The organism is Komagataeibacter diospyri (genome assembly GCF_006538165.1).
Lineage (GTDB): Bacteria > Pseudomonadota > Alphaproteobacteria > Acetobacterales > Acetobacteraceae > Komagataeibacter > Komagataeibacter diospyri.
Window position 1 is genome coordinate 1 of record NZ_BDLU01000036.1, and the last position, 20,711, is coordinate 20,711.

Genomic DNA, 20,711 nt, shown 5'->3' on the forward strand with positions numbered 1-20,711 from the left:
CAGCTCGCTATCATGTTCGATGAGCGGTTCCCAATGGCCTGAAAAAATGGCACCGCACAAAATTCTACACAGTCTCGCAAAAGCGCGCAGAGGTGATCAGGGATCCAATCCGCGGACTTCATCAGGGCCAGCAGCCCCCGGGCTGCGCAAACAGGCCGGACACATGGCTGCACCCGACCATCAAAGTCATACTTTCCACTTGCATCGTCAGGGCCGTCCACACATGGCTCCATGCGTTGCAGACGGTGACGATTTCATCCTCGCACATTTCGTGCGGGGGCCGTCCACAACATCACCTCTATCCGTTATCGTCCAATACGCGGGTACGGCGATTGCATATATCGGATCGCGCTCCTCAAAACGCGCCAGTTCGCGCTCAAGAACGCCGAGACAGGCCTCCATCAGTCCGAAATACGGTACTTGCCGTCCCCGGGGTGCGTCAGTCAGGGCACTGCATCCCCGCGCAAATGTCGTTACTCCGAGTTGTGGACGCTCCTCCAGCCAGGTCGCTGCAGCTCGGATGCGCAAAAGCTCGTCGAGATGAGCGACAATGCGATGCGCTTCCTTTTCGGCGTCTCTCCGCTCAACCTGAGAGGCGAACAATAACCTGGAGCGTAAAAACATCAATCTGGCCACCCAGATCAGCCAGTGGGCCCGTTTCATAAGTGGGGTCGTGCGCGCCAGGCGGTCTGCCTCCACGACAAACTGCTCCGCAAGCATGGCAACAGAAATCATCCCAAGATCAATCCGTTGCCGCTCTGCAAGGTCAAGCAGCAGATCAAGAGGACCATCAAACCCGACGACATGAAATTCGGGAGCCGAGGTCTGCGGTACAGGTTGCGCTGACATCTCCCCGTCGTGATTTGAGTCAGGGCACATCATTTTCCACGGTCTTGTGTCCAAAATCATAATGGGGACGGATATCAAAAACGAGTTCGTGCCATTCGGATCGTAGACGGGCAAAAGCCTGCCAGGGGGTCCAATCTGCAGACCAGAATTCGTACATGATCTTCACATGTCGTCGAGCGCGACGATCCTGAAGAGCACGGACCGAGACATGTCGTAACGGCCTCATACCAAAGGATGTAGCCCCTAACTCGTATGTGAAGTGACGAACGGAGTTGGCTCTGATTCTCTTGCTGCGGGAGGAACTGGCTGATGACGAGGTCGGTGAAGCTACGGGATGACTATTCGGCCTCTGACCTGAGGCGGCTTGCGGCGCGCAGTCGGCATGCGAATGCTGCGCGCCGGCTTCTGGCCCTGGCGGCGATCCGTGACGGGGCAAACCGCACCGATGCAGCCCGCGTAGGTGGCATGGACCGCCAGACATTGCGAAACTGGGTTCACCGTTTCAATGCCGAAGGGCCCGATGGCCTGCGCGACTATCAGCACGCGGGGTCGGCCTGCCGTCTGAATGCCGCACAGGAGGCCGAATTGAAGGCGCTGGTCGAGGCGGGTCCGGATCGGCCAGAAGAACGGCATCGTCCGGCAATGGGCCCGGCGAGGCACGCTGCCACGCCAGCCGGCCGACCAGCGCTACGACAATGCCTGGCTGTTCGGGGCGATCTACCCGGCGCGCGGCAAAGCCGCTGGCCTGGCGCTCCCATTCACCGGCACGGCCAGCATGCAACTGCATATCGAGGAAATCTCGCGTTGCGTGGCACGGGGCGCCCACTCGGTCGTCCTGCTCGATCGCGCCGGATGGCATACTACGCCCAGGCTCAAAATGCCCCGCAATGTCAGCCTGATCTTCCTACCGTCCCGTGCTCCCGAACTGAACCCGGTCGAGAATCTCTGGCAATTCCTGTGCGCCAACTGGTTGTCCAATACCGTCTTTGACGGCATTGAGCACATCATCGACGCCGCCTGTTCCGCCTGGAACAACCTTGCCGACCTGCCGGAAACCCTCTCTCCGCTCAAAACGCAGAGCGAAAATCAGGACCAGGAACCAGAAATCAACACGCCACAAACCTGAAATCAGGCGCAAGAGGAATCAATAAATGGTTCTTGGAACCCTCCACCTGTGGCCAAATGCGACATTGCTTTCCGAAAAATGGCTTCATCCGGAAGTGTCATAATGGTTCCTTGGGTCATATCCCCATGAGCCTATACACACTCTCTTTTGATTAGAAAAGCAGCGGCCTTGACTGGAAACGAGTCATACTTGTTGCGGCATAAAAACATACAAGCCAGACTTATTTGTCGACATAAGCCCTTTATTTTCCTGTTTCTGAAGCAAACGTTATGAAATCTTCAAGGTATTTAATATCTTCATCTGTTTCGCGATGGCCAAGGAATATCTGTTTCGCAATGCCTTTTTTGCCCAGTTTTACGGGATAAAGTTCAAAGCGTGTGGCGTATTCTTCCACAAGCCAGCGAGGAAGTGCCGCAACGCCCCTTCCATGGCTGACCATCACCAGCATGATATCCGTCGTTTCAATCTGCTTCTGCTGTCGTGGTCCAATCCCTGCTGGTTGCAGGAACTGCGTGTAAATATCGAGCCGCTCAGACGGAACCGGATAGGTAATCAATGTTTCATCTGCTAACTGCTCTGGTAAAACAAATTTTGCCTCCCGAAGAGGATGCTCCGGACCAACAGCCAGCACCAGTTCATAGTCAAATACCGGCGTGAATTTCAGACCGGGTTTGTAAAGTGGATCAGGGGTCACCAGAATATCGATCTCATTACTGAACAGTGCACCGATCCCGCCAAACTGGAATTTCTGTCGCACATCCACATCGACCTTTGGCCATCTCTCCAAGTAAGGTGAAACGACCTTCAGAAGCCACTGATAACAGGGATGGCATTCCATCCCGATGCGCAATGTCCCTCGCCCGCCATTTGCGAATTGTTCAATACGGCTTTCCGCCAGTTCAAACTGCGGGAGCAGACGGTTCGCCAGGGACAAAAGCCATTCACCGGCCTGAGTAAGAACAAGGGATCGTCCCTCCCGTCGCCATATCCTGACGCCAAGCTGCTGTTCAATCTTGCGAATGGAATGGCTGAGCGCAGGTTGGGTCAGGTTCAGACGCGTTCCGGCAGCCGTCAACGAACCTTCCCGTGCGACTTCCTGAATGATTGTCAGATGACTGCGTTCCAGAATGCCCATGTTTTGTCCGATAAATGCACGAAATTCATATAGTCATAAAAATATATCATTTCAGTTCATTTTTATAAACTTCTATTATGAGGGACCAATCATTCATGCGGACGCAGCCCATGGTCTCCAACAACATTCACGACCGCTTTCACTATGGACTGCAATGTGACTTCAATCTTCCTCCAGAAACTTTCAAAGAAAAATCGGACGCTGTGAGAACTTGTTACTGACATGACAGATGGGCTGAGTAACTGGCTGTCGGAAAGGCGTATCGACGGACTGTTGTCGCGTAATTCCGAAACTCCAATCCTGTCCTTCGAGTTTGTTCCACCCCGAACTGACGCAATGGAACAGCGGCTCTGGTGCTGCATCCGGCATCTGGCACCGCTTGCACCCCGCTTTGTCTCGGTCACCTATGGCGCGGGCGGAACCACGCAGGCTGGCACTCTCTCGACGGTGTTGCGTCTTAAGCGGGAGACAGACCTCATCCCCGCCGCCCACCTGACCTGTGTCGGTGCGACCCGCGAGGAGGTAGATGGCCTTGCCCGTTGCTACCGGGATGCTGGTGTTAATCATATCGTGGCTCTGCGTGGTGATCCTCCTGCAGGTGCTGCAGACTATAGTCCGCGACCGGGTGGCTATGCCTATGCCAGTGATCTTGTCGCCGGTCTGCGGCGTATCGCGGATTTCGATATTTCTGTCGCCGCTTATCCCGAAACCCATCCTACAGCGTCAAGTCCGGACGCTGATCTGGATAATCTCAAGCGCAAGCTCGATGCTGGGGCCACCCGGGCCATCACGCAGTATTTCTTTGATAATGAAATCTATCTGCGTTTTCTGGACCGGTGTCTGGCGGCCGGAATTACTGCCCCCATCATTCCTGGGATTATGCCGGTTTCGAATTACGAGCAGATCGTGCGCTTCTCGGCTGTGTGTGGGGTAACGGTCCCGGCATGGCTGAGGCATCTGTTCGATGGGACTGCGGAGAATCCTGAACTTCGTCGTATTGTCGCCAGTCTGGTGGCGGTAGAGCAGATCCGTACCTTGCAGACCTATGGACTGAACGAGTTTCATGTCTCCACTTTGAACCGGTCTGACCTGATTTACGCGATTGCGCATATCCTTGGGGTGCCCCCAACGCAGACGAACGCATCTCGTAATGTGACAGACCTTTTGGAAACAACGGAAGTCCCCGATGACCGAGAAACCCCGGAAAATTTTGACCCCACCAAAGGGACACAGGAAGGTGCTCCTCCATTCATGCTGCGCACCCTGTTCGGGTGAGGTGATGGAGGCCATGACCGCATCGGGTATCGACTACACGATCTTCTTCTACAATCCGAACATCCATCCCGAGCGGGAATATCTTCTCCGTAAGGACGAAAACATCCGGTTTGCCGATAAACATGGTATCCCCTTCGTCGATGCCGATTATGACAGGGATAACTGGTTCGCTCGTGCGAAAGGCATGGAATGGGAGCCGGAACGCGGTGTGCGTTGCACCATGTGCTTCGATATGCGCTTCGAGCGCACAGCGCTTTACGCTCATGAGCATGGTTTCCCTGTGATGACCAGTTCACTCGGTATTTCACGATGGAAGAACATGGCGCAGATCAATGACTGCGGCCAACGCACCGTATCCCCTTATGAAGGACTCTCCTACTGGGATTTCAACTGGCGCAAAGGGGGTGGCTCCGCGCGAATGATCGAGATCAGCAAACAGGAGAAGTTCTACCAGCAGGAATATTGCGGCTGCGCCTATTCCCTGCGTGATACCAATGCTCACCGCCGCAGTCAGGGGCGTTCGCCGATCGAGCTTGGCAAGCTCTATTATGGAACTGATGATGAGGCCTGATTACACACAAGATGACGGAGCTCGTTCGTTCGGCAAAGTTCAACCCACCGCCACCAGTGATAATAAACCACAGCACAAACCAGTTTTGAGATGTGATGAGCTGGAGGACAGCGTTTCAGATGAGGAAAGCCTGTTCAGCTGTCCATGTTGTATGAACCCGTGGTTCCGTTGATCTGGACAAAATACTGTTTGAACTGTGAAACGACCCATACATCATGCCCTTGTCAGAGATATTCTGTCTTATCTCCAGGCACCTGAACGTCTGGCCCTTTCAAAGGGCGAACGTCTCACGCGATTTGTGGATTTTCTTTCAGAACGTCACAGGATTATAGGCTGGCGAAAGCAGGAATGTCGGAAACGACTGCGTCGGTTCGAACACGTTCTGGACATGGCTTGCCCCACGTCAAACAATGCGCGTGATATTGAAAAACTGATAACGACGGCGGAAGAAATCTGCACACGTCCTTTCACGCCAGCCACTCTCCAGGACGCACTGGGAATTTCCAGTCGGGAACGTACCAGATGGACGCGTGAGGGCAAGCTCAGGCCGGTTGGAACGAAAAAGATAAAGGATAGAGGGCGTTTCTCGCTGACTTTATACAGCGCGGAAGACGTGGCGAGACTGCTGATGCCTCCGGAAATTCTGACATCGTGGGGGGCAAGACCTGTGTCCTGTCCTCCACGATAGAAACCTGCCGGGCTGCCTGTCAGGCCGAAAGTTCTTTTCGAACAATTTCTGCACCCGCGCCCAGAGCGTTCAGCTTACCACGCGCCACATCACGCGGCAAAGGCGCCATACCACAATTGGTGCAGGGATAAAGCTTGTCGGCATCAACAAACTGAAGCGCTTTTCGCAGAATATCTGCGACTTTCCCTGGTGTCTCAATGGTTTTTGTGGCCACGTCAATGGCGCCAACCATGACCCTTTTCCCACGAATGAGTTCAATCAGATCCATCGGAACGCGGGAGTTCTGACATTCCAGGGAGATTAGATCGATATTGGACTTCTGCAGTTTGGGAAAGATCTCTTCATACTGACGCCACTCTTCCCCAAGAGCACTTTTCCAGTCGATATTGGCTTTGATGCCGTAACCATAACAGATATGGACTGCGGTTTCGCATTTCAGGCCTTCAATGGCTTTCTCCAGCGCGGCAATACCCCAGTCATTGACCTCATCAAAGAACACATTGAAGGCAGGTTCATCGAACTGGATAATGTCGACACCTGCCGCTTCCAGTTCTTTTGCTTCCTGATTAAGAATTTTGGCAAATTCCCACGCGAGTTTTTCGCGGCTTTTATAGTGACCATCATGGAGCGTGTCTATCATCGTCATGGGGCCAGGGAGCGCCCATTTGATGGGTTTTGTCGTCAGTGTGCGTAAAAACTTCGCGTCCTCAACAAAAACTGGTTTTTCACGCGCTACGGCACCCACAACGGACGGCACGCTTGCATCGTAACGGTTGCGAATTTTAACCGTCTGACGGTTCTCGAAATCGACACCACTGAGATGCTCAATAAAGGTCGTGACGAAATGCTGACGCGTCTGTTCACCGTCACTGACGATATCAATCCCAGCGCGGTCCTGATCGTCCAGCGTCAGGCGAAGCGCATCCTGCTTACCTTCGACCAGCTCTTCCCCCTGCAATTTCCAGGGGGACCAGAGTGTCTCAGGCTGGGCGAGCCATGAAGGTTTGGGCAGGCTACCAGCCGTTGAAGTGGGGAGCAGTGTTTTCATGGAAGATGACCTTGTATTTCTTCTTATGGATCAGGCGGGGTAACTGGCAGACCATTTTTCGAGAATATCATGATACGGCTTGATGAAATGCTCGTCCGTATAATGCCCCTGTGAAATCGCCAGTTGTGTACGCTCCTCACGGTCGTAGACAATGCGGGTGTTGGAATAATCCTGATGTTTCAGGCTCGGTTGATAACAGTCAGCCGCCGCAGAATTGGCATTGTAAATTTCAGGACGGTAGACCTTCTGAAAAGATTCCATCACGCTAATGGTGCTGATCAGTTCAAGGGCAGAATAGTCAGACAGCAGATCGTCAAAAAAATAGAAGGCCAATGGTGCTGCACTATTGCACGGCATGAAATAACGGACCTGCATCCCCATTTTTTTAAAATACTGGTCTGTCAGGGAAAATTCACGCTGCTCATATTCAACACCGAGAACAGGATGCTGATTTTCCGTCCGATGATAGGTGCGATTGGTCGAGACACTGAGGCAGATGACAGGTAGTTTTTTGAAATTCTGCTTGTAAGCCGCCGAGTTCATAACGCTTTTAAAGAGATTTCCTTGTAGGTCCCCATAGTTATGGGGGACACTGAATTCGGCTTTCTCTTTATTATAAGCCGGCAACAACACGCTGAAGTCGTAATCCCGCACGTACGAGGAAAAACTGTTCCCAGCGAGGCCCGCTATCCGTTTGTTAGCGTTTTTATCAACAATTGTTGTGTAGAGGACTTCGATCAGAGGAAAGCTGCCGCTTTTGCCAGCAAAGGCGAGATCCATCTCAACGGAGACGATCTCAAGTTCAAGAGTGTAGCGATCTCTGTTGGCATTATCCCAATGCGCCAGATCATTGAACCGGTTGTCGATCATGCGCAGGACGTTGCGCAGGTTTTCCTGACGACTTTCCCCCCTCGCCAGATTGGCAAAATTGGTCGTAAGGCGCGTTCTGTCGGAAGGATGATAGTTCTCATCGAAACTAAGCCGATGGATACTGAATATCGAGTCCTGAATCATTGCTATCCTGTGTCCCTTTTACCACCTCAAACCAGACTGCGAACACTGGGGATGCAAAGCGTTTCCAGTTTTAGTCTCTGAGTTTTTTAGGCGGTGGTGGTCATCATCATGTCAGCTTTATGCCTGAATGAACCTGTGAGCAGAAATGATTTAATTTCATCAATACATCAATATTGTTCATGGACTAATGTGGCTGCATTGCCTCAGGAAAAGACGCAGTCAGAAGTTGATTAGCGTAATGTTTGTTTTCAGGACATCAGGTCAATCAGACGCACGGTCTACATGCGAAAAACTGATATCTGCCTTTCGCCACTCCAGGATGTTCCAGCTTGCATGCTGGATACGTTTGTTGGCATGGTACAGGAGCAAACGCTTCAATGGTCCCGCGCGAGCGGGTTAATAGGGAACTCCGTTATGTTCTGGTCAGACAATCGGCCGGAAGCAAAGTCGGAGGCTGCTCCCGCAACTGTAGGCGGTATGCCGCTGGTTCGTTCACTTTGAACGTGGACCACTGTTCTCATAGGAACGGGAAGGTTGGAACCAGTTGGCTATGATCCGTGAGCCAGGAGACCTGCCATTGTTCAGCCACCAACCGTCGGGCGGGATGACCGAAGGAAGGAGAGAATATATGTTTGTCTGCCTCACGCCTCGGTCGTTCTTGATGAATCAGACGGTGGAGTCTTTTCCGGACATGCTCCTCTGCTCTGTTATTCCTGAGCGATATACAGACGGTGCTTCTGTGTCACGGACAGCATTGGTCCGTTAAAAACTCTAGAGCCTGTTAGGAGGCCTTGATATAGTCTGCTGTAGCAGCGATGAGAATGACGGAAAGAAAGGACGCGGCTGTCTTTTCGTATCGGGTCGCGACAGCCCGCCACTCCTTGAACCTTGCCCACAGGTTTTCGACCAGATGCCGGTGTCTGTAAGCCCATTTGGGACAGGCGACTTCCGGATCATTCTTCCGTGGCTGAATGACGGGACGAACTCCCCGGTCCCAGAGATATTCACGGAATTTATGCGAGGCATATCCACGGTCACAGACGACATAGGTCGGTGGGTATGGCAGATCGTCGAGCAAGGAATAAGCGGATGGCAGTTCATGTGCCTGTCCGGGCGAAAGCGTGAAAGACAGTGCCCTGCCATGTCCATCCGCAGCTACGCAGACCTTGGTGCCAAAGCCTCCACGTGAGCGGCCAGGCGCCTCACGATCCCTGAGGCATCCTCTGTATCCCCCTTTTTTGGCGGCCCCGGCCGCCTTGTGATGGGCACGGATCGTCGTGCCATCGAGAAAAACCGTGCCGAGGGCCTGACCCCAAGCTTCGACCAGCGAATGAACAACTGTGCGGCAATCCACCAGGGACCAAACTCAGATGGCAGAGCGCGCCATTTTGCACCGTTCTGATGGCGCCAGAAAATCGCAGATATCGTCCGTCGAAGGTTCTTCGGCGGGGTCTTGCCCTTCGGGCGAACTGCCTCGATCAAAGGCTCCCAGACGGACCATGCGGTATCAGAAAAGACAGACTGCATCATGCTCATCATAAACAGCTATGCAGTCCGTTCTGTCATTCAAGGACTAACAGGCCCTAGGAGCCGCAACTTTCGAGTTTGTGCCGCAGTTCCCGGCCACGTGTGGTGAGGCGGGAGCGTTCCATTCCCCATCGCGCCGAACATCCACCTGCGATAAAGCCCATCAGTACGAGAGATGACCGGATACTTCCTCCGTCCAGTAAGGTTCCATACCCACCGTCTTCCGGCAGGGACAGAATGGCCCGTTTCTGTGCAGGAGTCAGGCTTTCCGATCCAAAATAGGATCGACCCGTTCCGTTTCGCTGGTTACCGCCAATATATGTATGCATTTCCCGTGTTCCCCTTGAAGCGTTTGACGGGACCAGGCCCGCGACACGCCATTGCCCGACGTACGTAATTCTTCAGAACTGTTCAGGAAAGAACACGCGGATGGGGAAAGCTGCGGATAAAACAGAAAACATGACCGTCACTCCGTCTGTCGGGCACCCCGCCCGATAGAACTGGTTACGTCACAAAGGCAGGTCTCCTGGCTTGCGGGTCGTCAATATCGGTTCTGTCTTCCCGGCCTGTTCGTTATGGCCAGTGACGGGTCCTGCCATGAGGACATACGATCCGGTATCTCTCCGCTTACAGTTGCGGGGGCAGCCACCGACTTGTTCCCGGACCCTGATCAGTCCTGCCAGAACGCACGGCGTTCCCTATTAACCCGTTCGCACGGGGCCTTGTGATGTAAAGGTAGTGTGACGCACGCCAGCCTGCAGTGCAAGTCTGCCAGCTTCCCGTCTGTGTGAAGGATACCATGCTCTTTCATCGCAGGTTTTTGGAAAATCCATATTGCGTGGCTCACGAGATCTGACGCATATTGCGGCCAGCTTTTATGTCGGTGGTGCCGCGCAAGCGGAGTAATAGGGAATACCGTAAGCTCTGGCGGGATCTGCAATGATCCGGGAGCCAGTCGGTGGCTGCGCCCGCAACTGTAGGCGGTATGTAGCCGGATCCGATCATCTGATATTCAGTCAGATGGGTCACTGCTTCCAGTAAGGGAAGTGGGAAGACAGGACCGGGCTGCCATGATCCGTGAGCCAGGAAACCTGCTACCGTCGCAAACCGTGCCACCGGGCGGGACTGACCGGCGGCAGGAGATCAGCTGTGACGCGTTCTTTTGCGTATCGATGTGCCTGTCAAGCCTCCATATGTATGCGGATCATTGGTCTGCACCCAGATAAATCCCGGCTTCGCAAAGCGGTGCGCTCCGTAGGCCTTCTGGCCGACGGCTTATAATCCGCATGTACTTTCCTGACCTCGTGACACAGGTGCCTGCGTTTTATTCTGATAAAAAGAAATATCCATGAACACAGATATGAGCATGGTGCTCCCCGCCATTGCGCCGCGCCTCATGGCGACCGTTACAGAGCCTGAGCCGGTTGTCGCAATTCGTATGCTTGCTGCTGCATGTCTTGATCAGTCGTCGGCCCTTCGCCTGCGGCGGCCAGAGGTGAAACAGCTTTTCGCCCGCTTTGTAGCGGCCCTTATGCGTGAAAGGACCGACGCTTTGGAGGCTATTGCCTGCTCAGTGGAAAAACAGATCAACGCGCTGTCTTCCCGTCCATTTACGCCGCGGCAGGTGCGACGGATACTGGGTATCACCAACCAGGAACGTCTGTTCTGGACACGTGACGGACGCCTGCAGCAGACCGGAACAATCCTGAATAACCAGCGCGGTCAAAAATTCAGAGTTCCTGTATATTGTGCCGAGAGAATTGGATGGCTCAGCCAGAATCCTGACATGATCGAAGCATGGCGTGACGAGGATGCTCGCATCCTGACACACGAAGACCTGTCCGATGCAGCCCTTTCCAGTTAATCCGTTCCGATTCCGAGTGAGAAAAAAGATGGCCTCTCCCGTGCCTTCGCCGGATTTTATCCTCATACAACAGCGGCGACGTCGGCGTTCCATCTCGGTATCCCGCCTTATGGAATCCGCACCTCTCCGGGAAGACGTCATTCAGGCAATAGCCGAGACGGAACTCCCTGTCCCAAACCCGGAAGACCGCATTCGTGCAGATGGATTTGAAACATTCCTCCGTCTGGCGCCTCCCGCTGATCTGCTCCCCGCCGCGCCGAAGGCGCGGGGCGACTACCTGGAGGAACTGTTCTCGCCCCTGCTGTCAGAGGCTCTGGCCTATGTGGATACAGCCTGCGATTTATCGAACACGCACGGGATCGAGGCGCTCATGGCTTTGCTTCAGGCCTATATTTCCGCACACTGGACAATTGGCGCGCGTGATGCCGCCATGCACCTATACGGTGTACCAAGCCCAGAGGGTTGATTGAAAACATAGTGGCCACCGCATGGGGCGTAGTACCCCACCTGTGGGTTTCAGGCGTGCAGATACTCGGTAATCTGGCGTTATCGGGCGGGGCGAGCAGTTTGATCAGCATCAACAAGCTCTTCGCTCCGTGCAGGCCGGCATCGCGTTTCGAGGAATTGGGCGTTCCTTTCGCTTCGCGCATAATCAGATGAGACCCTTGATTGACGATGGCCCCGCGCGAGCGGGTTAAAAGGGAACGCTGTAACGCTCCGGCCGGACAATTCTGTTCCGGGAGCCAGTCAGCGGCTGCTCCCGCAACTGTATGCGGTATGCCACCGGTTCGTTCACCTGCGGGTGGGCCACTGTTTCCCTCGGGAAATGGGAAGGCATGAACAGGCTGGCCATGATCCGTGAGCCAGGAGACCTGCCCTCGTCTGCAAACCACGTCGTCGGGCGGGATGCACCGAAGGCAGGAGATTTCCCATGCGTTCTGGGAAGACCATTACGGCCGGTCGATGCCCCGGATGTTTCATAATTCTGGCGGAGACATCGTGATGCGGCGCTGTATGACCGGCGCGTTTCTGACAACCGGCCTGCTTGCCATGCATGGTTCAGGGACATGCGCTCATGCTGCTGATATTCCTGACACCAGCACAGGCGACCTTTCCTTCTGCGTGCGCCGGACGGACGTGGCTTCTGGCTATGTATGGGGACATGGCACGCGGATATATGGCGGAGAATTTGCCGGCACTGGCTTTGCGCATATTGCGGGCACGGCACATTTAACCGGCCAGGGACGCCAGCATGATGCTGAAGACCCATACCGGGTTCTTCAGACCGATACGGCAGCAGGCGGCGGACGCGACAGGGCCGTCATGGAAAACATCCATGGTGCTCTGACCGCTCATTCCCATGGCGTATATCCCGGAGCATCGGTCATGCGCTTTTCCATGCGAATTCGCCGATAGATCCGCCAATGTTCCATAATTTCAGTCACGCGCGAAGCGACGAAAGAGACATCATGCATATTGCGCAAAAAGCAGCCTGTGTCTCGCTACTCCTCAGTGTCATGATGGGAGGCACTGCTGTTCACGCACAGGTTCCTCCAGCGACAACAGTTCCGCCCGCCGTTCTGGGGCAATGGGTCACCAGAAACCACAAGGGTGTCTTCGAGATCACACGGTGTGGCGACAATTTATGTGGGAAGCTGGTGGGCCTGAACTATAGTGATGGCATCCCACGGGACCAGACAGGACGTTCGGAATGTGGCTTGCCCATGCTGCGGGACTTTGTGCGGGATCCGGATCAACCGGACCGCTGGGACGGGTCCATTCTCGACCCCAATACCAATCACGTCTATCAGGCCCGCATGTGGGTTAATCAGTCCGGACAACTCAAGTTACGGGGCTATCTCGGGATTCCGATGTTCGGGCAGACACAGACCTGGCTTCCTTACAATGGTCATATCGGCCCGGACTGCAAAATGAGCACCTGATCTGCATGGTGCCAGGTCAGGCGAAGATGCCCATGCGCATTGAGACGGAGCATGGGCATCGACCGGTTTACTCCCTGACATCCTTCCGGAGCGACATACCATTCTGGATAAGGATCTGGCGCAGCGCCACGATAACCGGAAAGACCTCCTGATTCCGGTCGCCATCCTGCTCCCGCCAGGCCTGCTGCTCCAGCTCGACAATTTCGCGATCTTCAGTGAAAACCCGCTCCGTAAAGGCGATCAGCAATGGCCACGCCAGATCCAGCACGAACGGGATTTTCAACCTGCGTATGGATAACAGGCCGAAAACGCGGTTGCTCCGCTCTTCCCGATCCTGGGGCACGTAGGCGATCCACAATTCCATCACCGGTTCATTTACGCCCTGGGTCTCGATACGTAATGTCTGATACGGATACTGCGAGCGGATGGTCATGACATCCCGGTAGGCGAAATCCCGGCCGTCTTTCCGGCGCTGTCCGTAAATCAGGGCTTCGCTCAACGGCTGCTTGCCGCCCGTGCGGGCAAATGTATAGCGGGCCTCCACGAAATCCTTGCCACGCTCCATCCCCAGAAATCGCGGTTTCATGCTTCCGACCAGACGACTGTGGAGAACCTGATGGTTCATATCCATCAGGTTCTCATGCATGAAACTGTAGTGGCATTGCACGACCTTGCCGAACCGGCGGGTCCTGTACTGCGGGTCGCGGACACGCGGGAAGTCAGGCAGGGGTACGCTGTCGGATTTTTCCAGATCCCCCATGAACACGAAGATCAGGCCGTCCTTTTCACGACAGGGCCAGGTACGCAGTCGAGGTGGTTCATTTTCCAGCTTCATGTCAGGTGAGAAGCATTGGCCGCGTCGACTGTATTTCAGCCCATGATACGCACAGCGGACGAAATCCCCACACACTTCCCCCCTGCTGAGGGGGAGTTGACGGTGGGGGCAGACGTCATCCAGCGCGAAAATGGCTCCGGCATCTGGCCTGACCACGACAATAGGCTGTCCTGCATAACGGACGCCGATCGCCTTGCCCCGGCGCAGTTCACGCGACCACGCTACCGGATACCAGAAATCGGGATTGCTGCGGACGCGGCGGATATCGACACCTGACGAGGCCGCGATTTCGGGCACGGTTGTTTCCGATATATCTCCTGTCATGATCTGTTCAATGTCTCACACTGTCGGCAGCGCATGGGACAAAACGAATATCGTTTTCACAAAATTCGCGAACGGGCTCTGTCTGGCGTTTCCACTGACGGGAAGCGGCCAATGACACGATTTCAGACATTTTCTGCCGCAGCATAACCGTGACGTCTGTGTCATTCAGCCCCGCCTCGCCACCTAACGCCCCGGATGGCGCGATCATAAGACGGTCCCGGCGATGGGAGTTCAGTATCTGGTCTACAATGGTCCGGGCCATACCAATATGGGTTGGTGCCATGCCACAGGCATCGACCAATCCCAGTGACAGCCAGCGATCCGCTGGAAAATGCTTCAGAACATAAGGTAAATCGCGATAACCGTGCACCAGGTCTATATGCAGACCATCGAAGGGCAGTTGCAGCACAAACGGAAGATGCGGCCCAAAGCCTCCTTCCCCACCTACCAGAACCAGCGACGTGACGCCTGATATCTCGGCCAGGATGCGCCATGCAACGTCAATGTGGGTCAGTGTAGCAGCCGACAGATCGGGATGTGCGAGGACAGGTTCGTCAATCTGGACCCATAAGCACCCTGCAGTGGTCAACTGTTCGAGGCATTCAATATAGGCCGGCAACAGGCGCATCAGGCCCTGACCAATATTGTCTTCCTTCGTCATGCCGCATAAGGCGAGAAAACTGACTGGCCCCAATAGAATGGGCCGGGTCGTGATACCCTGCTGCCACGCCGCGACAAACACGTCGTAAGGCCAGTTCTGAACAAGATGAAATGGTTGTGCCGGTCTCAGGAGGGGCTGCCGGTATTCACCATTCACGGGGTCGCAGGCCAGTACCGTATCGTCAGTCGCAACACCAAACATCCTGGCAGTCTGTACGATCCTGCTGTGCCAAGGGCTATTGGCCGTCGCGATATGGGAAATGCCGGCTGCGCGCTGGAAGGCGACTCCCCGGCTCTCACTCGCAAACGGAAAACCCAGTGTCGCCGTCAGAAGCCGGGTTGGGTGTCGGGAATGGATTGATGAATAATGGCGCGTGGACGCACATTCCGGCATGTCGTCATGACACGCGGCTTCCTGCCATAGGGGCATAAGCTTCTCCCGCCTTCGGCACATCCCGTCCGACGGCTTGATATATGACGATGGCAGGTCTCCTGGCTCACGGATCATGGCCAGCCGGTTCCTGCCTTCCCATTTCCTTTCCAGAAACAGTGACTCACCTTTTCAGGGTGAATGAACCGACGGCATACCGCCTACAGTTGCGGGAGCAGCCTCTGACTTCGCTCCCGGGTTCATGACCCGGCCGGAGCGTGACAGTGTTCCCTATTAACCCACTCGCGTGGGGCCATCGACTTGATAGGGTTATATAGTGCCTGAAGCGGACGGTTGGGCGCAAGGTATCGTGGGCATGACGGCACGACACGCCGCACACATTAACGGCACAAAGCCCATGGAAGGACCGCGTTCTCGACCCGTCGCACCGTGACCCCATAAACGGTGCGCATGATGTCATCATCCAGCACCTGCGTGGGCGGTCCGTGACGGATGACGGCGCCGTCATCCATCAGCACCAGTTCATCACAGAAACGGGTCGCCAGCACCAGATCATGCAGCACGACGACAATCCCCTTCCCCTGCCCGGCCTGCTGTCGGAACAGATGCATCATGGACAGGGCATGTGCCGGGTCGAGTGCCGCGATCGGCTCATCGGCCAGTATGACCGGTGTATCGGTCGCCAGCGCACGCGCCAGGTTCATGCGCGCCCGTTCCCCACCTGACAGGTGGCTGGCCGGGCGAGCGCACAGGTCCAGCAGACCGGTAACATCAAGGGCATGGTCCACGGCCGGGTGACGGGCGGCATGGTCATCCGCCTGACCATGCGGCAGACGCCCGAGTGCGACCAGCGCACGCACCGGCATGGGCGGTGGTGCGCCCCCGTCCTGTGGAATGAAGGCAAGCTGCCGGGCGCGCAGCGCCGGGGGAATCTGGCCCATGCCGCGATCCAGAAGCTGGATATCCCCACAATCGGGAGCCTCCAGCCCTGCCAGCAGTCGCATGAAAGTGCTTTTCCCTGCGCCATTCGGCCCGATCAGGCCAATGACCCGTCCTTTCGCAAGAGTCAGGGACGCGGCCGAGACGACAGCGCGATCCCCACGCCGGAGTGAGACGTTGCGTGCCTGCAGCAGGATCATGATACGGTTCTTTTCAGCATGATGACCCGGGTGAAGAAAACCGGCGCGCCGACCAGCGCCGTCAGTACGCCCAGTTGCAGTTCGGGTCCGACCGCCACCAGACGCACCACCATGTCCGCCAGCAACAGCAGCAGACTGCCCCCCAGAAACGATGGCACAAGCAGACGCGATGGCTGGTATCCCGTCAGCGGCCGCAACAGATGCGGCACCACCAGCCCCACAAAGCCGATCGCCCCCGAAACCGCCACGCATGATCCCACGGCCAGCGCCGCCCCCAGCACGATACGCGTCTGGATACCCCCCAGGCCATGCAGTCGGAACCCAAGGCTTTCCGCCACGTCCTCCCCCAATGTCAGCGCATCCAGCGCGCGGCCCGCAGACAGCATGAGCAGCGTGCCGCACACAACACCGGGCAGGCAGATCCAGACATGGGTAAAGGTCCGGTCCGTCAGCGACCCCATGAGCCAGTGCATGATCTCGAATGACGCATAGGGACTGGGCACAAGGTTCAGCACCAGCGCCGTCAGGGCCGCCGCAAAACTGCTGAGCGCCGCCCCCGCCAGCAGCAGCACCAGCGTGCCCCCGCGTCCCACCAGCCCCATCAGCACAGCAGCCGCACATAACGCGCCCGTCAGGCCACCCAGCGGCAGGGCCGCGATGGAAACCTGCATGAGGCCGGTATAGAACACGCTGACCGCCCCCAGCGCCGCCCCTCCCGATACCCCCAGAATGCCGGGATCGGCCAGCGGATTGCGCAAATATCCCTGCAGCACCGCACCCGACAGGCCCAGCGTCCCGCCCACCATCACGGCAAGAAGCGTGCGCGGCAGGCGAAGACGCTCTATAATAATTGCCCCGGCACTGTGCCGTCCCGCCAGAATGTCCGCGAGCGCATGTGAAAACACGACGCGGGTTTCTCCCCACATGAGCGACGCCCCAAACAGGCCGATAACACCAGTCAGGAGCACGGCATTCAGCAGCAGGGTCTTGTGGGCTGATTTCACGGGGCGGACATTTCAAGGTTGTGACGTGCGTTACGCAGCATGACGACACTGTCCAGTGTCTGCGGCAGGCCACACAGCCACAGCCGTGCGGGCAGATCCAGATGATGCGCTCCGGCAAAGGCCTGCTTCAGCGCCGGATGGTCCAGCATGGACTGGGCAAGGGACGTCCCCTTCCCCGAGCGGTCAAGGATCAGCAGGTCGGGCGGCTGCGCGATCAGCAGTTCCAGGGAAAAGCGGGAAGAGGCCTGATGCCCCATGAGCGTTGCGTAATTGCGAAATCCGGCATGGGCAAGGACATCATCCGGGAGCGAACCCGCATGGGTAACAAAGCCATTGGCGGCGTAGACAGCCGCCGTGGGATCGGTGGAACTCCGCGCGACCGAAAGGGAGGCCAGGCGCGTGGCAAAGGCCGTGGCCAGTTGCCGCCCCCGTTCAGGGACGCCGATGGCGTTGGCGACTGTCATGATCTGGCCCGGGATGTCCGTCAGGGATCTGGCGGGCGGCAACGCGATCACCTGTGCGCCCCCTTCCCGTCCCGCCTGCATCGCGACGGCCGCCGTGTAGACGCCGCCCAGCACGACATCGGGATGGGACGCCACGACATTTTCCGCCGTGGGCCGCAACACCGGAACATGTTGCGCCTGCTCGCACAATACCGCGTTCCAGCAGTCCCGGGCCAGTGGCGTGATCCCCACGATCTGGCCCGGTTCAGCCAGCATAAGCAGCAATTGGTCGGTGCAGAGATTGAGCGAGGCCACGCGTGGCAGCGCCAGAGCCTGCGTCAATGGGACACAGGCAAGAAAACCGGCCACAATCGCTGCCATCATGCCTTTCATGTCAGTAATTCAGCGTAAACCCGCCATAACCGGCGCGCCCCGGCTGCAGGTAGCCGATCGGGTCCTCGAACTGGCGGTTCAGCAGGTTGTCGGCGCGGGCATAGACGGAAACATAGCGGTTGATTTTATAGTTGGCGGCTACATCAATGGTAAAATATCCATGCCCCTTGGCACAGGTGCTGCACGTCTCGCTGCCAATGACCGGCAGGTCACGCCATCCGCTGGTGTACAGGATATTTCCAGAAAATGTCAGGTCGCGGATAGGGGTCCATGTCGTATTGAAGTTGAACTTGTGCTGCGGACGGCGCTGCAGTTCGACGTTACTGGTTTCATCCCGGGCATGGGTCCAGGTATAGCTGAGATTGAATTCCAGATTGCTCAGCGCTTTCCAGTTCAGGAAAGCTTCCACGCCATACATCCGTGCCTTCGCAACATTGGCGTAGGAATAATTGTAGTCATATGACGAATCAATCGAAAGCGAGGACTGGATCAGGTTCCGGACCCTGTTGTCATACCATGTCGCGCCGAAGTTCAGGCGATCATGCAGAAGTTTCTGTTCCACCCCCGCGTCATAGCCGATCAGCTGTTCAGCCTTCAGGTTCGGATTACCTTTTTCCGAATATCCCACGCCTGCCTGATTGGCGAATAACTGGTACAGCGATGGGCCATGGAAGCCCGAACCGGCGCTGGCCTTGATGATCGTTCCTGTGCCCGGCACATGGATCGCAGGCGCGACACGCCATGTCACGTGGTTGCCATAGCGTGAGTTGGCATCGTAGCGGATATTGGCGGCGCCGTACAGAATATGGTTCCAGTTCCCCTGATACTGCCCGTAACCGGCGGTCGTATCCATGCTGGCGGATGTATTGTATCCACTATCCCACATATCGGCGGCTGTATGGCTGGTGTTGAACGTGTCATGGAAATGTTCGGCCCCGATCAGAAGCTGACCATACTGTCTGAAATTGAACGTACCATGCCAGTCCACCTTCAGTCGGCTGGAACGGTAATAATCAGGGTCGGGATTGACCGGACTGCCGTAACTTGTGCCTGTCTCCGTCCAGCGGTTGCGATTGGTCATGTAACCAAGGCCAAGCACCTGATCGAACAGTCCATGGAATGACACCAGATGGGCCGTTCCACGCACAATAGCCTCGTTCTGATTGGTCTGTTCCCTCACGCCTTTATCGCCGTAAAGGTTCTCACTCTGCAGATCATACAATGAATATGAATGATTGTTGCCCTGTATCAGGCGTGCCGTCAGGCCAAGGTCAAGATTGCGGGTTACGTCATAACCCAGCCTGATATTGACGCCGCGGTTGTCGTTGCGGTTGCCCTCATGGCGCTGCTGCCGGTCAGCACCATAATACCGTTCGATGTAGGAGGGGATATTGTTGAACCCATCCATCCGGTAATGGGAGAACTCAACATTATAATGGAACCGCCCCTTGCTGCCTCGCGCACCAAAGGTCTGGTTGAAGGTGCCGTAACCACCGCCTTCAATCCTGACAAACGGCCTGAAGCGTCCCTGTCCCTGCGCCGTGGTAATATCGATGACCCCTGCCATGGCGTCCGCGCCATAGAGACCGCTTTGCGGACCCCGCAGGATTTCGATCCGTCCCATGCCATCGGTTACGAACTGACCGGCATCAAACATGCCATTTGTTGAACTGCCGTCGTTGATGTCCATGCCATCCAGACGGACTTTCACTTCGCTCGAATTGTTGCCACGCATGAAGATGGATGAAGTGCCTCCCGGGCCGCCGGTCTGCACCACGTTCAGGCCAGGCTGACGCATCAGGATATCCGTCAGGCTGCGCCGCTGCTGGGTCTGGATCTGCTTTTCGGTGATGATGGTCATGCTGGTGCCGATATCATCAGTGGAGGTTGGCCGACGTGCTGCACTGACGCTGATCAGTTCGGGAAGACCGGTATCTCCCAGAGAAACAACGGCTTTCGATTTTTTATTCTCGACGACGTACTGGTTGGCGGACGGTTTTTGCGGCTTATGCTGTCTGACTGAATCATCGGCACGCGCCACTGCAGCTCCCATGGTCATCAACGTGGTGGAAGCAATCAGCAGATTACGGAATAGGATCATCTGGTTCAGATCTCGCGGTCACATCATCGTTGCCACGAGAGCGCGTTGCCACAGGACTTCCGATCCGCAGGAAAGCCCGTAACACCACACCGTCAGGACACCCCGCCCGACAGTTCCCGGTCGCAACCATCATGACGGCAGGTCTCCTGGCTCACGGCGTGACATCCTGCTTAACCTTCCCGGAAAACCGCGGTTTCCAGTGGCCCGGATCAAGACATCCGGTATTGCAAGGACAGACCGTTTACAGTTGCGGGGGCAGCCTGAGCATTGGATCGTGATCCGCACTCTGTTCCCTTTTCATCCCCTCGAAAGGGGACACCGTCGGAACGGTTCTGATCGGATGGGGCGTTCTTGTCAACCCGCATTCAATCTTTCAGTATC

At 56.1% G+C, this 20,711-nt stretch carries 16 protein-coding genes, 2 pseudogenes and 6 riboswitches; of the genes and pseudogenes, 6 read left to right on the forward strand and 12 right to left on the reverse strand.

What is annotated here, in order from left to right; genetic code table 11:
* Positions 1–207: 207 nt before the first annotated feature.
* A complete protein-coding gene (locus MSKU9_RS18065) occupies positions 208–963 on the reverse strand; it encodes a segregation/condensation protein A (protein WP_162515728.1) in 756 nt (251 codons plus the stop codon).
* A 195-nt stretch (positions 964–1,158) separates the two neighbouring features.
* On the opposite strand from MSKU9_RS18065, the pseudogene MSKU9_RS08415 reads away from it, so the two are divergent.
* Positions 1,159–1,975, forward strand: a pseudogene (locus tag MSKU9_RS08415) (transposase).
* Between the two features lie 241 nt (positions 1,976–2,216).
* Here the strand turns inward: MSKU9_RS08415 and MSKU9_RS08420 are convergent.
* Positions 2,217–3,110 (reverse strand): LysR family transcriptional regulator, encoded by an 894-nt coding sequence (locus MSKU9_RS08420; RefSeq protein WP_141260870.1) that lies wholly within the window; start codon positions 3,108–3,110, stop codon positions 2,217–2,219.
* Positions 3,111–3,332: 222 nt separating this feature from the next.
* Between MSKU9_RS08420 and metF the strand changes: the two genes are divergently transcribed.
* Together metF and MSKU9_RS08430 are read left to right on the forward strand one after the other, a co-directional pair.
* On the forward strand, positions 3,333–4,385 hold the full coding sequence (gene metF, locus MSKU9_RS08425) for a methylenetetrahydrofolate reductase [NAD(P)H] (RefSeq protein ID WP_141260871.1): 1,053 nt from the start codon (positions 3,333–3,335) through the stop codon (positions 4,383–4,385).
* Positions 4,386–4,398: 13 nt separating this feature from the next.
* Positions 4,399–4,956, forward strand: a complete 558-nt coding sequence (locus MSKU9_RS08430; protein ID WP_264371845.1) for an epoxyqueuosine reductase QueH — start codon at positions 4,399–4,401, stop codon at positions 4,954–4,956.
* 707 nt (positions 4,957–5,663) lie between these two features.
* On the opposite strand, the gene MSKU9_RS08435 is transcribed toward MSKU9_RS08430, so the two are convergent.
* From MSKU9_RS08435 to MSKU9_RS08445, 3 genes and pseudogenes are all read right to left on the reverse strand, one after another.
* Positions 5,664–6,692, reverse strand: coding sequence for a methionine synthase (locus tag MSKU9_RS08435; RefSeq protein ID WP_141260875.1), 1,029 nt, complete (start codon positions 6,690–6,692; stop codon positions 5,664–5,666).
* Between the two features lie 30 nt (positions 6,693–6,722).
* Complete coding sequence (locus MSKU9_RS08440) at positions 6,723–7,706, reverse strand: DUF1852 domain-containing protein (RefSeq protein ID WP_141260877.1); 984 nt, start codon at positions 7,704–7,706, stop codon at positions 6,723–6,725.
* 361 nt (positions 7,707–8,067) lie between these two features.
* Positions 8,068–8,299, forward strand: a riboswitch (cobalamin riboswitch).
* A gap of 188 nt (positions 8,300–8,487) precedes the next feature.
* A pseudogene (locus tag MSKU9_RS08445) lies at positions 8,488–9,233 on the reverse strand (IS5 family transposase).
* A gap of 498 nt (positions 9,234–9,731) precedes the next feature.
* A riboswitch (cobalamin riboswitch) is annotated at positions 9,732–9,973 on the reverse strand.
* 127 nt (positions 9,974–10,100) lie between these two features.
* Positions 10,101–10,346: riboswitch (cobalamin riboswitch) on the forward strand.
* A gap of 235 nt (positions 10,347–10,581) precedes the next feature.
* Here MSKU9_RS08445 and MSKU9_RS08455 point away from each other — a divergent pair.
* On the forward strand, positions 10,582–11,097 hold the full coding sequence (locus tag MSKU9_RS08455; protein WP_193557666.1) for a hypothetical protein: 516 nt from the start codon (positions 10,582–10,584) through the stop codon (positions 11,095–11,097).
* Positions 11,098–11,206: 109 nt separating this feature from the next.
* Positions 11,207–11,563: a hypothetical protein gene (locus tag MSKU9_RS08460; protein WP_227002421.1), complete on the forward strand. Its 357-nt coding sequence runs from the start codon at positions 11,207–11,209 to the stop codon at positions 11,561–11,563.
* Between the two features lie 193 nt (positions 11,564–11,756).
* Positions 11,757–11,991, forward strand: a riboswitch (cobalamin riboswitch).
* A gap of 336 nt (positions 11,992–12,327) precedes the next feature.
* Here MSKU9_RS08460 and MSKU9_RS18785 read toward each other — a convergent pair.
* The gene (locus tag MSKU9_RS18785; protein WP_264371846.1) at positions 12,328–12,459 is read right to left on the reverse strand and encodes a hypothetical protein; all 132 of its coding nucleotides are present in this window, start codon (positions 12,457–12,459) and stop codon (positions 12,328–12,330) included.
* A 107-nt stretch (positions 12,460–12,566) separates the two neighbouring features.
* On the opposite strand from MSKU9_RS18785, the gene MSKU9_RS08470 reads away from it, so the two are divergent.
* The gene (locus MSKU9_RS08470) at positions 12,567–13,040 is read left to right on the forward strand and encodes a DUF2147 domain-containing protein (protein WP_227002422.1); all 474 of its coding nucleotides are present in this window, start codon (positions 12,567–12,569) and stop codon (positions 13,038–13,040) included.
* Between the two features lie 67 nt (positions 13,041–13,107).
* Here MSKU9_RS08470 and MSKU9_RS08475 read toward each other — a convergent pair whose 3' ends face one another.
* The 6 genes from MSKU9_RS08475 to MSKU9_RS08500 all read right to left on the reverse strand — a co-directional run bounded on the left by MSKU9_RS08475 (position 13,108) and on the right by MSKU9_RS08500 (position 20,330).
* Positions 13,108–14,199: an aromatic ring-hydroxylating oxygenase subunit alpha gene (locus MSKU9_RS08475; protein WP_141260883.1), complete on the reverse strand. Its 1,092-nt coding sequence runs from the start codon at positions 14,197–14,199 to the stop codon at positions 13,108–13,110.
* Positions 14,200–14,206: 7 nt separating this feature from the next.
* Positions 14,207–15,367 (reverse strand): uroporphyrinogen decarboxylase/cobalamine-independent methonine synthase family protein, encoded by a 1,161-nt coding sequence (locus MSKU9_RS08480; RefSeq protein ID WP_227002423.1) that lies wholly within the window; start codon positions 15,365–15,367, stop codon positions 14,207–14,209.
* Positions 15,325–15,562, reverse strand: a riboswitch (cobalamin riboswitch). It overlaps the preceding gene by 43 nt.
* 68 nt (positions 15,563–15,630) lie before the next feature.
* Positions 15,631–16,389 (reverse strand): ABC transporter ATP-binding protein, encoded by a 759-nt coding sequence (locus MSKU9_RS08485; protein WP_039735628.1) that lies wholly within the window; start codon positions 16,387–16,389, stop codon positions 15,631–15,633.
* Positions 16,386–17,372 (reverse strand): FecCD family ABC transporter permease, encoded by a 987-nt coding sequence (locus tag MSKU9_RS08490; RefSeq protein ID WP_370685920.1) that lies wholly within the window; start codon positions 17,370–17,372, stop codon positions 16,386–16,388. Before MSKU9_RS08490 ends, MSKU9_RS08485 begins: the two co-directional genes overlap by 4 nt.
* Positions 17,373–17,389: 17 nt before the next feature.
* On the reverse strand, positions 17,390–18,217 hold the full coding sequence (locus MSKU9_RS08495) for an ABC transporter substrate-binding protein (RefSeq protein ID WP_227002430.1): 828 nt from the start codon (positions 18,215–18,217) through the stop codon (positions 17,390–17,392).
* Between the two features lie 13 nt (positions 18,218–18,230).
* Positions 18,231–20,330, reverse strand: coding sequence for a TonB-dependent receptor plug domain-containing protein (locus MSKU9_RS08500; protein ID WP_141260891.1), 2,100 nt, complete (start codon positions 20,328–20,330; stop codon positions 18,231–18,233).
* Positions 20,331–20,449: 119 nt separating this feature from the next.
* Positions 20,450–20,668, reverse strand: a riboswitch (cobalamin riboswitch).
* Positions 20,669–20,711: the final 43 nt, after the last annotated feature.